Source organism: Candidatus Tiamatella incendiivivens (assembly GCA_015522635.1).
GTDB lineage: Archaea > Thermoproteota > Thermoprotei_A > Sulfolobales > Acidilobaceae > Tiamatella > Tiamatella incendiivivens.
Window position 1 is genome coordinate 167754 of sequence record WALW01000019.1, and the last position, 13188, is coordinate 180941.

General features: G+C 40.6%; 15 protein-coding genes. 9 read left to right on the plus strand and 6 right to left on the minus strand.

The window, feature by feature from the left end:
• The first annotated feature begins 8 nt into the window (after positions 1 to 8).
• The gene (locus tag F7B60_04175) at positions 9 to 572 is read left to right on the plus strand and encodes an NUDIX domain-containing protein (GenBank protein MCE4614708.1); all 564 of its coding nucleotides are present in this window, start codon (positions 9 to 11) and stop codon (positions 570 to 572) included.
• On the opposite strand, the gene F7B60_04180 is transcribed toward F7B60_04175, so the two are convergent.
• The 4 genes from F7B60_04180 to F7B60_04195 all read right to left on the minus strand — a co-directional run bounded on the left by F7B60_04180 (position 562) and on the right by F7B60_04195 (position 4186).
• Complete coding sequence (locus F7B60_04180) at positions 562 to 1713, minus strand: FAD-binding oxidoreductase (protein MCE4614709.1); 1152 nt, start codon at positions 1711 to 1713, stop codon at positions 562 to 564. The two genes, F7B60_04175 and F7B60_04180, sit on opposite strands and share 11 nt — an antisense overlap.
• A gap of 1 nt (position 1714) precedes the next feature.
• On the minus strand, positions 1715 to 3382 hold the full coding sequence (locus F7B60_04185; GenBank protein MCE4614710.1) for an FAD-dependent oxidoreductase: 1668 nt from the start codon (positions 3380 to 3382) through the stop codon (positions 1715 to 1717).
• Positions 3383 to 3457: 75 nt separating this feature from the next.
• Positions 3458 to 3673 (minus strand): hypothetical protein, encoded by a 216-nt coding sequence (locus F7B60_04190; GenBank protein ID MCE4614711.1) that lies wholly within the window; start codon positions 3671 to 3673, stop codon positions 3458 to 3460.
• A 261-nt stretch (positions 3674 to 3934) separates the two neighbouring features.
• A complete protein-coding gene (locus F7B60_04195; GenBank protein MCE4614712.1) occupies positions 3935 to 4186 on the minus strand; it encodes a hypothetical protein in 252 nt (83 codons plus the stop codon).
• 88 nt (positions 4187 to 4274) lie between these two features.
• Here F7B60_04195 and F7B60_04200 point away from each other — a divergent pair, with 88 nt between their 5' ends.
• The gene (locus F7B60_04200) at positions 4275 to 5756 is read left to right on the plus strand and encodes a phosphoenolpyruvate carboxykinase (protein MCE4614713.1); all 1482 of its coding nucleotides are present in this window, start codon (positions 4275 to 4277) and stop codon (positions 5754 to 5756) included.
• A 7-nt stretch (positions 5757 to 5763) separates the two neighbouring features.
• Here F7B60_04200 and F7B60_04205 read toward each other — a convergent pair whose 3' ends face one another.
• Complete coding sequence (locus F7B60_04205) at positions 5764 to 6609, minus strand: hypothetical protein (protein MCE4614714.1); 846 nt, start codon at positions 6607 to 6609, stop codon at positions 5764 to 5766.
• Between the two features lie 54 nt (positions 6610 to 6663).
• Positions 6664 to 7191, minus strand: coding sequence for a DUF2299 domain-containing protein (locus F7B60_04210; protein ID MCE4614715.1), 528 nt, complete (start codon positions 7189 to 7191; stop codon positions 6664 to 6666).
• Positions 7192 to 7323: 132 nt separating this feature from the next.
• On the opposite strand from F7B60_04210, the gene eno reads away from it, so the two are divergent.
• The 7 genes from eno (at position 7324) to F7B60_04245 (ending at position 13186) form a co-directional block, all read left to right on the plus strand.
• On the plus strand, positions 7324 to 8604 hold the full coding sequence (eno, locus tag F7B60_04215; protein ID MCE4614716.1) for a phosphopyruvate hydratase: 1281 nt from the start codon (positions 7324 to 7326) through the stop codon (positions 8602 to 8604).
• 64 nt (positions 8605 to 8668) lie between these two features.
• Positions 8669 to 8842 carry a hypothetical protein gene (locus F7B60_04220; protein MCE4614717.1) on the plus strand — a complete coding sequence of 58 codons (174 nt, stop codon included), beginning with the start codon at positions 8669 to 8671 and terminating at the stop codon, positions 8840 to 8842.
• Positions 8830 to 9033, plus strand: a complete 204-nt coding sequence (locus F7B60_04225) for a hypothetical protein (protein ID MCE4614718.1) — start codon at positions 8830 to 8832, stop codon at positions 9031 to 9033. The genes F7B60_04220 and F7B60_04225 overlap by 13 nt, the downstream gene beginning before the upstream one ends.
• A gap of 28 nt (positions 9034 to 9061) precedes the next feature.
• On the plus strand, positions 9062 to 9289 hold the full coding sequence (locus F7B60_04230) for a hypothetical protein (protein ID MCE4614719.1): 228 nt from the start codon (positions 9062 to 9064) through the stop codon (positions 9287 to 9289).
• 103 nt (positions 9290 to 9392) lie between these two features.
• Positions 9393 to 10571: a mannosyl-3-phosphoglycerate synthase gene (gene mpgS, locus F7B60_04235; GenBank protein MCE4614720.1), complete on the plus strand. Its 1179-nt coding sequence runs from the start codon at positions 9393 to 9395 to the stop codon at positions 10569 to 10571.
• A gap of 16 nt (positions 10572 to 10587) precedes the next feature.
• On the plus strand, positions 10588 to 11499 hold the full coding sequence (locus F7B60_04240; GenBank protein ID MCE4614721.1) for an isoaspartyl peptidase/L-asparaginase: 912 nt from the start codon (positions 10588 to 10590) through the stop codon (positions 11497 to 11499).
• 34 nt (positions 11500 to 11533) lie between these two features.
• Entirely contained in the window at positions 11534 to 13186 is a 1653-nt protein-coding gene (locus F7B60_04245) for an acyl CoA:acetate/3-ketoacid CoA transferase (protein MCE4614722.1), read from the plus strand.
• Positions 13187 to 13188: the final 2 nt, after the last annotated feature.

A 13188-nucleotide genomic window follows, 5' to 3' on the forward strand; every position in this document is an offset into this window, starting at 1 on the left:
GATAGATAATGAAAAGAAAAAACCGTATAAAGGGAATAGAAGTAGGATCTAGGTGCCTCGTACAACGTGATAACAGAATGCTTTTCCAATACGATGCGAAGTACAATTACTATCGTTTTCCCGGAGGTCACACCGAGTTTTTTGAAAGCATTACTCATTGTGCGATAAGAGAAATGAGGGAGGAATTAGGAGTGGATGCTGTTCCAAGAAGAATAGTTTATATTAATGAAAACATGTATATGATCAAGAATAGGCTTAGGCATGAGATAGTATTCTACTTTGACTGCAGTATTATGGGAGAACCTATTCCACTAGAAGAGAAGGTAAAAGTTGTATGGGCAGATCCCCAGGAAGTTCTGGAAAAGTTCAGACCCAGAATTCTATTAGAGAGAATAGTTAAGGATATGCTTGAAGGATTCCCACAAGTATACTACATACTTACCTATGGCAATAAAGTAAAACTAATGGAGAAACTATCCGACAGCGGGTTGCCAGTACTATTGTACAGTATGCCGCCTAGCGAAGAGTTCATGTATAAAACAGAGGAAAGAGAAGATAGAATTAACCAATAACCAATCCCTCATTTATAAGTCTCCCTGTCTTGAACCTCATTGGTAAGAAGGGTTTCATGTGCTCATGGAGTTTACCGCTAACCAGGTATTCAGCCATTATTTCACCAGCATACGGAGCCATCATAAACCCATGACCACTATAACCAGTATTAACATATAAGCCCTCTGGCCAATCGTCATCCCTCCCTAGTATATGTGCACTATCAGGAGTCATATTATAGAACCCACTCCAAGTCCTGAGAACTCGTATATGCTCGCTTCCATTGAGAATGGAGGCCATAGTTCTTGCAAAAGATGTAAGCCACCTAATACTATTTTCCAAGGGAACAAGGCCTTTTAACTCGTCTTTTAAACCCGTGGAGCCTAATATTTCGCCTTTCAAGGTTTGAGTGAAATAGAATTCTTTGTAAATGAACAGCTCCTTGAACATATACTTGTAGGGCTCTGTTACAAGTATCTCTTTAAGAACAGGATTAGTCGGCAACTCCACTCCCACAGTCAGTAACAGAGGCTGGCTCCAAGCTCCAGCAGCTACAATTATTTTATCAGATTCAAATACCTTTGAACTCTCTGCCTCAACACCTTTAACCTTACCAGAACCTTCGATGATTCTAATAGCTGCAGTTTTATCATATATCTTCACACCAAGTTTCCTAGCTTTCGAATAGTAACCATATACTACTGAATCGTGATGAAAACTCCCGTCTTGCGGCCCAATTGCAGCACTATACAACATATCAGACCGGATAAACGGGTATTTCTCCTGCAACTCTCGTTTATCCATAAACCTAATCGGAATTCCGAGAGGCTCCCATAATTTTTTATTATATTCTCTGTAGGCCTTCTCCATCCCTTCATCATGGAAAAGCCATAAATAGCCACCTTGAACCACCAGAGGATTATAGCCTGTTAGCTTAGATAAACCCAGCAATCTTCTCCTTGACTCTATAGCGAATACAGTGTTTTCCTTGCTGAAAAAGTGAACTCTAAAGTGAGAAGCATTCCTCGTACTAGCTCCATATCCTATATAACCTCGCTCCAGGACACCTATGCGTTCCGGTTGACTCGTTTTTAATGCTAAGTGAAGTGCTGTTGAAAGACCAGCTATTCCCCCGCCTATAATAAGATAGTCAAAACTCAAATCACTCCACCTCTGCTGATAATTCACCAATCGTTGGAAGCATATGCGGAGGCCTTATACGGAACCATCCGATCTTACTGAGAGGTATACGTTTCAGAGCTGAGAGAACCATTATTGTTGTAGGAATAGTGAGTCTACCTTGTTCCGCTCCTGTACCAACTCCCGTATACCGCTTAATTAATTCCATTACATTGTAGCCTTTATCATAGGTTTTTACTATATCTTCTATTGTAATGTCTATATCCCAGTCAACGAACTGTAATCCCTTAGTGTTTTTAGTCTCCCAGAAATCTATGTGAGCTGGAGTAAGTGTATAATCAAGGCCATTGCTATTTTTTATGGCCCTTATCGATCTACTGCACTCATCATCCAAAATATCCATGCTTTCTCCAGGAATATTTCCTCTTTTAGATGCAGCTGACAACAAGCCTGCTATCTCTGACTGATGCAAAGCACATTTTTCATCAAAAAATCCTGCAGTTAATCCTGCAACATACACATTTTCACTAACCAACCCGTATCCGTCATGTTGAACTGTAAACCTACTAAACTCGGAGAGATAGAGAGGCTTAGCACCTTCTTGCATCACTGGATTTATATCCGGGAAGGGTGTATATCCTGATACTACAAATGATATTTTTATTTTTATTCCATCATCAAAAACAATGTTTTCTATCCTATTTTTCCCCCGAGCCTTCAATAATCGTCCATAATGATTTGTTTGAAGCCTGGTTTCTAAGTTCTCGAAATGTTTTGTGCCTGTGTCACAAACAATTGTTAGCTTATTCTTCCCTAACTCATTCGCTATTCTCGGCAATACCTGAGGACACCCGAGTATTAGTGTTTTCTTAAATAAATCCGGTTTACGGTTTGAAAGCTTGAACATCATTTCCAAGTCTATCGTCCCAGGAAGATCGTTGTTTTCGTAGAGTGGTATAGGATTTATCCCACCCGTAGAATAGACTACAGATTTTGGTTTCACTATATAAAAGGTACCCGGCGAAGCTATAGCATATCCGTTCCTGAACCTGCCCAAGAATTTCGAGCTCGATAATATGAGAGAGTCCCTCTTTTGTATTGAATGAATTATTTTATTGATATCATCCCTCATTATAGTTAGGTGTCTATAGAAGCCTCCTAGACTTTTATGGTCATCTACAAGCACTATTTTTGCTCCTTTCTCTGAAGCCTTACTAGCTACTATGAGTCCGGATAGGCCTCCTCCAACTACTAATACATCCGGAGATAGTGTCGATACCTTAGGTTTTGTAGAACTTCTACCGTGCTTATATGCCATGAATTCTGGGAGACCGCTGCTTTTCGCTATAATCTTCCACATCATCGGCCATAATCTTCTAAACAGCCATTTATGGTAAAACCCCGCACCTATGAATTCATGAAAAGTTGAAAGGATTTTCGTTAAAATAGAGGATTTGTACATTGCAATGTCTGTTCGAGTTTCAACCAAATAATGGGTTGGCTCCACGGTGTATCCTTCACGGACTAGATATGCCTTATTGCCAGGACTCCAGATCCTGTCAGTGAATGGAAATCGGGGTCTCTTCATCTTTAAGCTTAAGTTGAGGCCTATAGGCGAGCCGAGGATCTCAGTGATGTCAGCGTCTATGGTTCCAGGTGGAATATTCGGTGGAATTGTGAGGATATTCAACTATTCACACCACCATACAGTGGAATTTCCATAGTAAAGAAAGTCACGTATCGCAAAATAATAAAGAATAATCAACTATTTTCTATATTCGATGTAAAGAGGAGTCAGTATTATAATTCCGTCCTCCTTGATTTCTAGGTCGAAAATAATGTTTTCATTTTCACCTATACCGAATGTTTTAACCATATTTTTTGGTAAAACTATCTTTATAACGGGGCGTGTATATGTTTTCCCCCTACTCTTATTTTTAACCCAGTAGAGCTTGACGGTCCTCTTATATGTTCCAGACAAAATTTCCACCATTCCATAGTTCAACTGGAATTAAACGTGTACCCCGCCCCTGACACCCGACTTCATTATCCCCCATACTCCCCGCAGGGGTTTTCAGCCGGGCCCTCGTAGCGGGGCAATTTGGATATATGGTTAATAAAGCAATTAGATTTTTACCTAGGCATCGAATTTAAGAGCCCTAGACTCTGACATAGACTTCATTGCAGTAGCCGCTCTGACATAGCGAACTTCCTCACCGGCGCATATAGATTATGACTACCTCTATTCTTCTAAGCGGTTCCTTATCTCTCTCAAGTATTCATATGTAGGATTTCTCCATATTTTCCTAACGATCCTTGGGGATATAATGCTTGAATCCACTAATGCTCTGTTTAGCCTTCTCAGTATCCTCATACCATCACTATTTAGTCTGTTAAACCTATCGAAATACCTGTCTCTATGATCTAGAAGCTTGTCAAGTAAATTATATGCATACCTCTGTGTGTGAATTCTATGCTTTTCTTTAGTATCCATGATGTATGTTCAACCATTACTAATCTATTAATCTATTGAAATATATAACCCTAGCAGTATCACCATTATAACTGGTGCTTATACAGTGGTGGATACACGTAAAATTATAGAAGAATTCATTAATAGCCTGACCGGTAGACTCATTGAGGATCCAAGTACAGTGAAGCTTAGGGAGAAAGCGAAGAGTTATAGTATCCCGAACAAGGACGGCATACTCTTGTTTCACACGAAAATTAAGGCAAGACAGCCTAAAGCTAATATTATAGAAGGTATAGATCCCGAAGATAGAGTTCTAGAAGGCGTTACCCGGGTAGAAAAGTCATTAAGTAAGTATAAATCAAGAGACTTCTATGTTATTAACCGGAAGATTGGTACTGGCGGGATTTCCTTCAATATAAGAGCATACATACCAGTCGAATATCCCCACCTTGCCCTTATGACTCAACTAAACTTCTTCCATCCTGAAGAGGATACCGAACCCGATTTCATAACACTAACTCTTCCAGATGCTGACGATCTTCTAGTATTTGTGGATTACGATGATGGCGCCAATGTTCTCTTGGGAACTGACTACTATGGAGAACATAAGATGAGTTTCCTAAGACTAGCCATGAACTATTCTCGAGACTTCTTCAATTCTATAGGCCTGCATGCTAGCTCAAAATACTATAGGCTTAAAACAAGAGACGGGTTTGTGGAGAAAGGCGTCCTAATATTTGGGCTATCTGGGACAGGTAAATCCACTTTGACAATGAGTGATCATGAGTTAAAAGAGCCTGAGGAGGCGACCGTCAGGCAAGATGATATTGTAATATTGAGGTCAGATGGACACGCGTATGGTAGTGAGAGAAACTTTTACCCGAAGACAGATAGCTTACCTCATATTCACAGCTTAATTCCAGCTGTTATGAATCCCTTATCTGTTTTAGAGAACGTTACAGTAAAAGATGGGCATATTGACTTTGTGGATCTAAGCGTGAGCACGAATGCCAGAGCTATAGCTATAAGGGAATATGTTAGGAATGCCGAAAATAAGATAGATTTAGATAAGGTTGATATACTATTCTTCCTAACTAGGAACCCGCTAATGCCTGCAGCCCTAAAGACTGCCTCGCCCGAACAAGCAGTGGCATATTTTATGCTTGGAGAAAGTGTAAGAACAAGTGCTGAAGCTGGTAAACACGAATCTGTTAGAGTTCCAGGATTCGATCCATTCATGTTGGAGCCTAAATGGAAGACTGCTATGAGGCTTTACGAGTTCCTTGAAAGACACAAAGACGTAGATGTAATATTACTCAATACCGGTTACGTTGGGGATGTAAAAGTTACTCCTGAAGAGACCTCTCAGATAATACTTGAAGTCGTTAGAGAAGGAGTGAAATGGAAATACGATGAGCATTTGAGGGCGTATATTCCAGTGAATATTCCAGGCATTGACGCTGCAAGACTGAATCCGTATAGGGTGATGGGAGATAATTATGGTAGCAGGTTGGAGGATTTGAGAAAAGATAGGGTAATGTTCTTGGAATCCACCCTTCCGCAGTTGAAGTTTTTAGCAGACTATATATAGGCTTCATTTACTTTTTGCTATAGGCTTTGTACCCTACTAGAAGGATTAGCAATCCCATTCCTATAGCATATCCCCACGCTATCCTTGCTAGAACCAACACTACTCCTTGGGAATTGGTAAACACAGCAGCTAAACCTACTAGTATGAAGATGGTATATAGGAATATTTTCACTAATATATAAACGTCACGCATATCCCCAGATGTATCTATGCTTGAGAATATGCTGTCTGTTAAGAAGATTCCTAGTACCATGATGAAGAAACCTAGAACGATCCAGTAAATCACGTCAAATTGGTTTAGCTCCATAACATCTAGCCCTATTACAGTGACAGCAACTATAAGAGCAATTTTTATTATCTCCGGGAATAATTTTATAGCATTATTTTCCGTTTGCAACGAATTAAATATAAGGCCCAAGTATCCAGCGAATAGCTCCGAGAAAACCAGGCCTAATGTAAGTATAATTATTCCAGCAACGAGGCGAGGAAGGTAATCTGCTATTAAACCAATATAATAGTCAGCAGCTCCCCCGATATTAAGGTACTCTAGTCCTATGGCTATTGCTATAACAGCAATGAAAGCATATACTAGTCCCCCGATAAGGCTGGCTATCCCGATCCCTGATTCTTCAAGAACCCTTCCTGTCCTCGTTTCACTGAATTTTTTCATTAGCCCCTGGGATGAGAAAATTTTCGTGATAATCGAGCCTACAATCTTCCCTACCCATATACCTATAACTATAATTACTAATGCTGCTATGATGCTGGGTAAAGCAGCTATCATGCTTTGAACTGCATCGCTCAGGCTTTGCTTAGTTGCATCCAGCAAAGACGAGTAAAGTATAAAGAACAATTCAGCCCACCTAAAAGCCTGAAAGTGATGGTCATTATATTAAATAATGCACCCTTAGAAATGAGTTGTTGATCCCTCTTCTCCGCTTTTACCCGATTGGGAAAGCAATGGACCTGGGAGAACCCTGTTTATCTCGGAGATTATAATGTTAAAGCAGTTCATCATCAATGTGAACACTTCAATGACGGTCTTCGAATCAAGTTCTTCAACCATAACTACTTTGGAGACAGCAATATTCCTTAGCTCTAAAGGTCCAGGCTGAAGTACTATCTGACAAGTTGGACAGGTATAAATCAGTTTTTGGAGCATGAATGAATATAGTTCTATTTTGCTTTTAGAGCTAAGTTTATCATACTCAGCCATATGTTGAGGGCTAATGGTGACAGGTAAGGTTATAATCACTCTATCCTCCTTTCCAGGAATAGATATTAAGTGTAGTTTTATTCTCAAAGGAGGAGGCGTTATAATTTCCAATCCCCAGTTAATATTCACTTGAGGAGGCTGGGGAAGTTTTTTTACTTCAAATCCTTCCTCTAGAAATAAGTTAATTATTCTTTCTCTAAACTCGTTCTTATCTTCCAAGCTAAGCACCATGTATTTCGTGTTAAGCATATAAGACAAATAACATTATCCATAAACCACTATGATAGAGGGTTAAGATACAAGTTAACATTTAATTCTATGTCAAAATATATGTCTAGAGGGTTGATAAAATTGGACAACCCTTTCACTGTAGAAGATATAGACGCATTAATTGCTCTTGACAGCCGGGGGAATCCTACTGTCAAAGCTATTGTAAAGACAAAAAATGGAATAGGAGTAGCTCTCGCTCCAAGTGGAGCTAGTACCGGTAAAAGAGAAGCAGTAGACCTAAGAGATGGAGGAAAGCGGTGGTTAGGAAAAGGTGTAGAACAAGCGATAGCCAATGTAAGGAGTGTAATCGGGAAAGCACTTCTTGGAGTTGATTCTAGAAGGCAGGCTTACATTGACAGTATTCTCATAACCCTGGACGGTACTGATAATAAGTCCAAGTTAGGTGGTAATTCAACTACCGCTATTAGTATTGCGATGGCGAAAGCCGCGTCAGCGACAGCCAGGTTTCCATTATACCATTATCTTGGAGGGCCTCAAGCTAGACTTCTACCGGCTCCGCTTATGAACATTTTGAACGGCGGAGTACACGCTGGAAATGAATTAGATATACAGGAGTTCATGATAGTTCCAATAGGCGCCGACAAATTTGTTGAAGCATTACGCATCGCCGTCGAGGTCTACGGCAATTTGAAGAATCTTCTAAAGGAGAAATATAGTAAAAACTCTATTAATGTGGGAGACGAAGGCGGGTTCGCTCCTCCTCTGAAACAGTCAAGAGAAGCTTTGTCACTTCTAGTAGAATCAATCTCAAGGGCAGGATACGAACCAGGTGCTGATGTTTTATTAGCTGTAGATGCTGCTGCAAGCCAGTTCTACGATTCCGACAATAAGGTATATCATATAGATGGGTTAACCCTGACTAGTGGGGAATTGTCTGAGTATTATAAGGGTCTTGTAGACGAGTTCGATATAGCAATCATCGAGGATCCATTTGATGAGGATGATTGGAATGGGTTCAAAGAGTTTACATCCTTGATGAGCAACCGGACTATAGTTGTAGGAGATGATGTGTACACTACTAACGTAAAGATGCTGGAGAAAGGGATAGAGGGAAAATGGAGCAATGCTGTTTTGGTTAAAGTTAACCAGGTTGGGACACTAACAGAAGCAGTCGACTTTACTTACATGGCAATGAGAAATGGGTTAAGAGCTGTTATAAGCCATAGGAGCGGAGAGACTGAGGACGCCTTCATAGCTGACTTAGCTGTTGCTCTTGGAACAGGATTCATTAAAACAGGAGCCCCTGCAAGAGGCGAACGTGTGGCCAAGTATAATAGGCTGATTGAAATAGAAGAGGAACTTGAACCCATTTCCTTGTTTAATAATAAACGCCCAATCTAATTTTTTTACTATAGATTGTTTGAAACTGGCTAAATATTATATATAAATATTTTTATATAATATAGTGATTTATATAGATAAGATTAAAACAGGAATACCCGGAACGGATGGATTAATTTACAGTGGTATACCTAAGAGAAATGTTGCACTATTGTCAGGCGATCCAAGTACCGGTAAAACAATACTCAGTCAACGTAAAAACGAAACTCCCAGGAGTGATAATCTATGTCCACAGTAATACCTCTAAAACCTCTGGGAAAAGAAGACATTAGAAAACTAGAACTCGCTCTTATATTCAGCACATTATTCAGAAGAGACTTTGTTGAGAAAATAAAAGACGCGCATGTTAGACTGGCATGGTCAGACTCTCTTGTTGTAGCTACCGGAGCATTAGCCGGAGAAAGAGCCGGATATACTACTACAAAATAGCTAAGGGACTAGGTAGAACGGATCCACGGTGAGAAATCGCGTACAAGGAAAGCTAGTTAGAGAAAAATACGGAATTATTATAAGAAACAAAGTAGTGTTCGAAATGACGCCCACAGAAGAACTTGGAATACTCCAGTCTAGTAAGGTAGGGGAATTAGAGGAGAAACTGAAAGAGTACGAGAGTCATTTAACTATTCTGAACCAGAAGCTTACCAAGGTTAAAGAGACGTTATCGAAACTTCTTGAAGAACTGTAAACACTTTTTAATAATCTCTGAGTTAGCTATATACAGCAATATCCTTTGAGGAGTTCGATCTATATTATTTCCATAAACCAATAGTTTAACTTGGGGGTCTATAGTGCTTATAGAAGCTCCAGAGCGATTTGAACAATACGGTTCCGTAAGAATTTATGATGTAAGCAAAGTACTAGAGCTAGATTCGCTGGCGAGCCATAATCCTTCTGGTACGTACAAGCTTGATTATAATGAACTAGAAGATATAGGATCCAGGACAGCTATAGTGGTTCCTGTAAAGGATGAGGAACTCTTTACGCTAGAGGGAGTACTAGCAGGTATACCTCACCTATCTCCAATAATACTTATTTCAGCATCATCCAGACTCCCGATAGACAGGTATAGACACGAGTTAGCCCTCTCCAAGAACTTCTATTACAGAACCAGTCGTCCTATTATTGTTATTCATCAACGGGATCCTGTTTGGAGTGAATTTCTAGCCGGAACTCCTCTTGAGGAATTATTGGATGAGAATGGTATAGTAAGGAAAGGTAAAGGCGAGGGCATGATTCTAGGTGTTATGGTGGCGAAATATCTGGGCTACGAGTATGTGGGTTTTATTGACAGCGATAACTATGTTCCTGGATCAGTCCACGAGTACGCGTGGACTTATTATGCTGGCTTCGCTATAGCTGAAAGCAAGGGCTCGATGATTAGAATACAATGGCCTTACAAAGCGAAACTGCAAGAGTCAGAGGTTTACCTCAGGAGGAGAGGTAGGGTTTCGAGAGTAACGAACACTGTTATAAATCACGTCCTTACAATGATTAGGAGGATTGAAACAGATGTCATTAAAACCGCTAACAGCGGTGAACACGCCCTAAGCATGGACCTCGCGGTGGACCTAAGATGGGCTGGCGGATTCGCTGTAGAACCATTTGAGTATGTATACCTCCTAGAAAAATGCTGGATAGAAAAAGATGAAAACGAATGTCCCATGATAAAGGAAGGCGTCAAAATTATCCAACTAGAATCAAGGAATCCGCATATCCATGCAAGTAGAGACGATGGGCATCTAATTGAAATGCTCGCACTCAGCCTCGGCACTATATATCACTCGAAACTGGTAAACGGGGGTCTTAAGGAATATGTAATCAATACACTGAGAAACTACGGTTATACTGGAAAAGAGCCGCCGAAACCTAGAGTGTATCCCCCCATTAAAAGCGTGGATATAGATAAAATTGTTTCACACGTTCTATCTGAAAGCATTGACGCGAGGATCTATGGCTTGAAAACATAATAGGAGGCGCCTATTCTTGGAAATCGTACTAAAACATAGCAGGTTAACTCCACCCATAGCTGTTGTCCATGGCGGGGCCGGTGCAAGAAAAGTAGTGCCTGGAGAAGTATGGGATATTCTAAGTAAGTCAGCGGAGGAGGGAGTGAGAAACTCTAAGAAATCGGCTCTCGAAAGAGTTGTATTGAGCGTGGAAGTCCTAGAGGATACTTGTCTCCTTAACGCAGGACGAGGTAGTGTGCTTGATTACTATGGCAATATAAGTATGGATGCAGGGCTTATGGACGGCAAATCAAGGAAATATGGTGCAGTAGCAAATGTTCACCACCCTCTCCATCCAATAAGGTTGGCACACATCATTATGACTAATACGGCACATAACTTCCTAGCCGGTATAGAAGCAGATCTCTTCGCTTCTAAACTTGGTTTAACGAGGCATCCTGGACCTTGTGAGAACAGAATGAAACAATGGCTAGACTTAAAATCTAAGCCTCTTCGCCCATATCTCGAAGCTAACAAGAAATGGTTGGAATCCGATACAGTAGGCGGCATAGCGTCCCACAATAATATAGTAGCCGTAGGAGTTAGCACAGGAGGACTCTCCCTGAAGATGCCGGGACGAGTTGGAGATTCTCCTGTCATAGGAGGGGGCTTCTATTCTACAGGTAAGGTAGGGGTAGTCGCTACAGGTATCGGCGAGCTAATATCGAGGTATCTTCTATCATACCGTTTAGCTTCAGCTTTTGAGGATGGAGGCTATAATGCTACGGTCAAGGTTTTCAGAGATTTCACGGATAAATATGGTGTTGGAACTGCTGGATTCATTCTGAGCTCTATTGACGGAGACATTGTAGCGGGTTATAATACCGAGTTTATGCCTTGGTCAGCTTGTAATTTAGAGGGATGCATAGATAACAATGTTAAAGGTTAGCAACCATTATCCTATAGTGAAATAGGTGTGTTAATTGATTATTGATATGATACGCCGCAGGAAAGTTGTACCTGCCCGAGAATCTTTATCTAAAGTGAAAGACGGGGATGTTATAGCTGTTTCAGGGTTTAACATGGCTTTAACTCCTACTTATCTTTTAAAAGAGCTTTACAACCTTTACCTTGAAACAGGCCATCCAAACAAGTTATTCTTCACATCTGATACTCTACCAGGCAGTCCTGGTGAAGGCTTGGACGATATAGCTAGAGATATGATGAAAAAAGAGGATTACGGTTTTATTAGAGGAGTTCTTTTACCATTTATTGGATGGACCCCAAATGTTCAAGAGCTTATAGAGAAAAATGTCATTGAAGGGTATACGTGGAGCATAGGAGTAATGGCCTATTGGTTCCGTGAGGTTGGTTCCGGAAGACCGGGGGTTATTAGTAGAGTCGGAATGGCTACAGTTCTAGATCCTGAACATGATGCCGGGGCAGTCAATGATTTAGCTAGGAAAAAGAGAACAGCGAAAATAGATTACGTCAGGCTTGGAGGTAAGACGTATCTATTTTACCGTGCTCCTAAACCGAATGTAGCTCTCATTCGAGGAACGACTTCAGATGAAATAGGCAACCTTACACTAGAAGGAGAAGCAATGACGGGAACTGTTCTAAACATAGCACAAGCAACTAAAGCACAGCCTAATCCAGGTATAGTTATAGCCCAAGTAATGAGATTAGCAAAGTTCGGCACTTTGAATCCAAAATGCGTCCAAGTCCCAGGACCCATAATTGATTACATTGTAACGGTAAAGGATCCAGAGCATCATAAGCAAACAGCAAACATTACATACGACCCCAGGATCTCAGGTGAAATTATACCCCCTATGGATCCTTCTTTATTTGAGAAGGCTCCCTTGAACGCTAGGAAGATAATTGCAAGGAGGGTTCTATTACAGCTGGTTAGTATAATAAAGAATGAGCACAGACCTATAATAGTCAATTTAGGAATAGGAATTCCATCAATGGTTACATCCGTTGCTATCGAAGAGGAAATAGGAGATCTTTTGGCTACAACCATAGAATCAGGCCCTTGGGGAGGTAAAGCATTAGCAGGAGAGGATTTCGGTGCTTCAATAGGTCCATATGCCATAATACCTATGCCCGATCAATTTAGTGTATACGAGGGAGGTATATTAGATGCAGCTAGTTTAGGATTTCTACAAATCGATAGACACGGGAATGTTAATCCGAGCGTCCTGCCTGGTAGGATGACGGGACCTGGCGGATTCCCAGTGATAGCAACCGGTAGCCCTAGACTATATTTCGCAGGTCTATTCACTGCCGGCAAACAAAATATCAGAGTAACTAATGGAGAACTAGAGATTCTCAGGGATGGGAGAATAATGAAGTTCGTAGATCACGTATATAAGATAATGTGTTCTGGGATAAATTTGCTGAGAAAAAAAGAAGTTCTATACATTACGGAGAGAGCAGTATTTAGATTAAGCGGAGAAGGACCTCTCTTGGAGGAAGTTGCACCTGGAGTAGATATCGACAAGGATATAATTAGGAAAATGGAATTCAAACCAGTTATCCACGGCGAGCCGAAAATTATGGATAAGAGGTTGTTCAGAGAGAGGAGAATGAATTTACTGCGTGAAATTATAGAAATAATAGAGAAATGAGT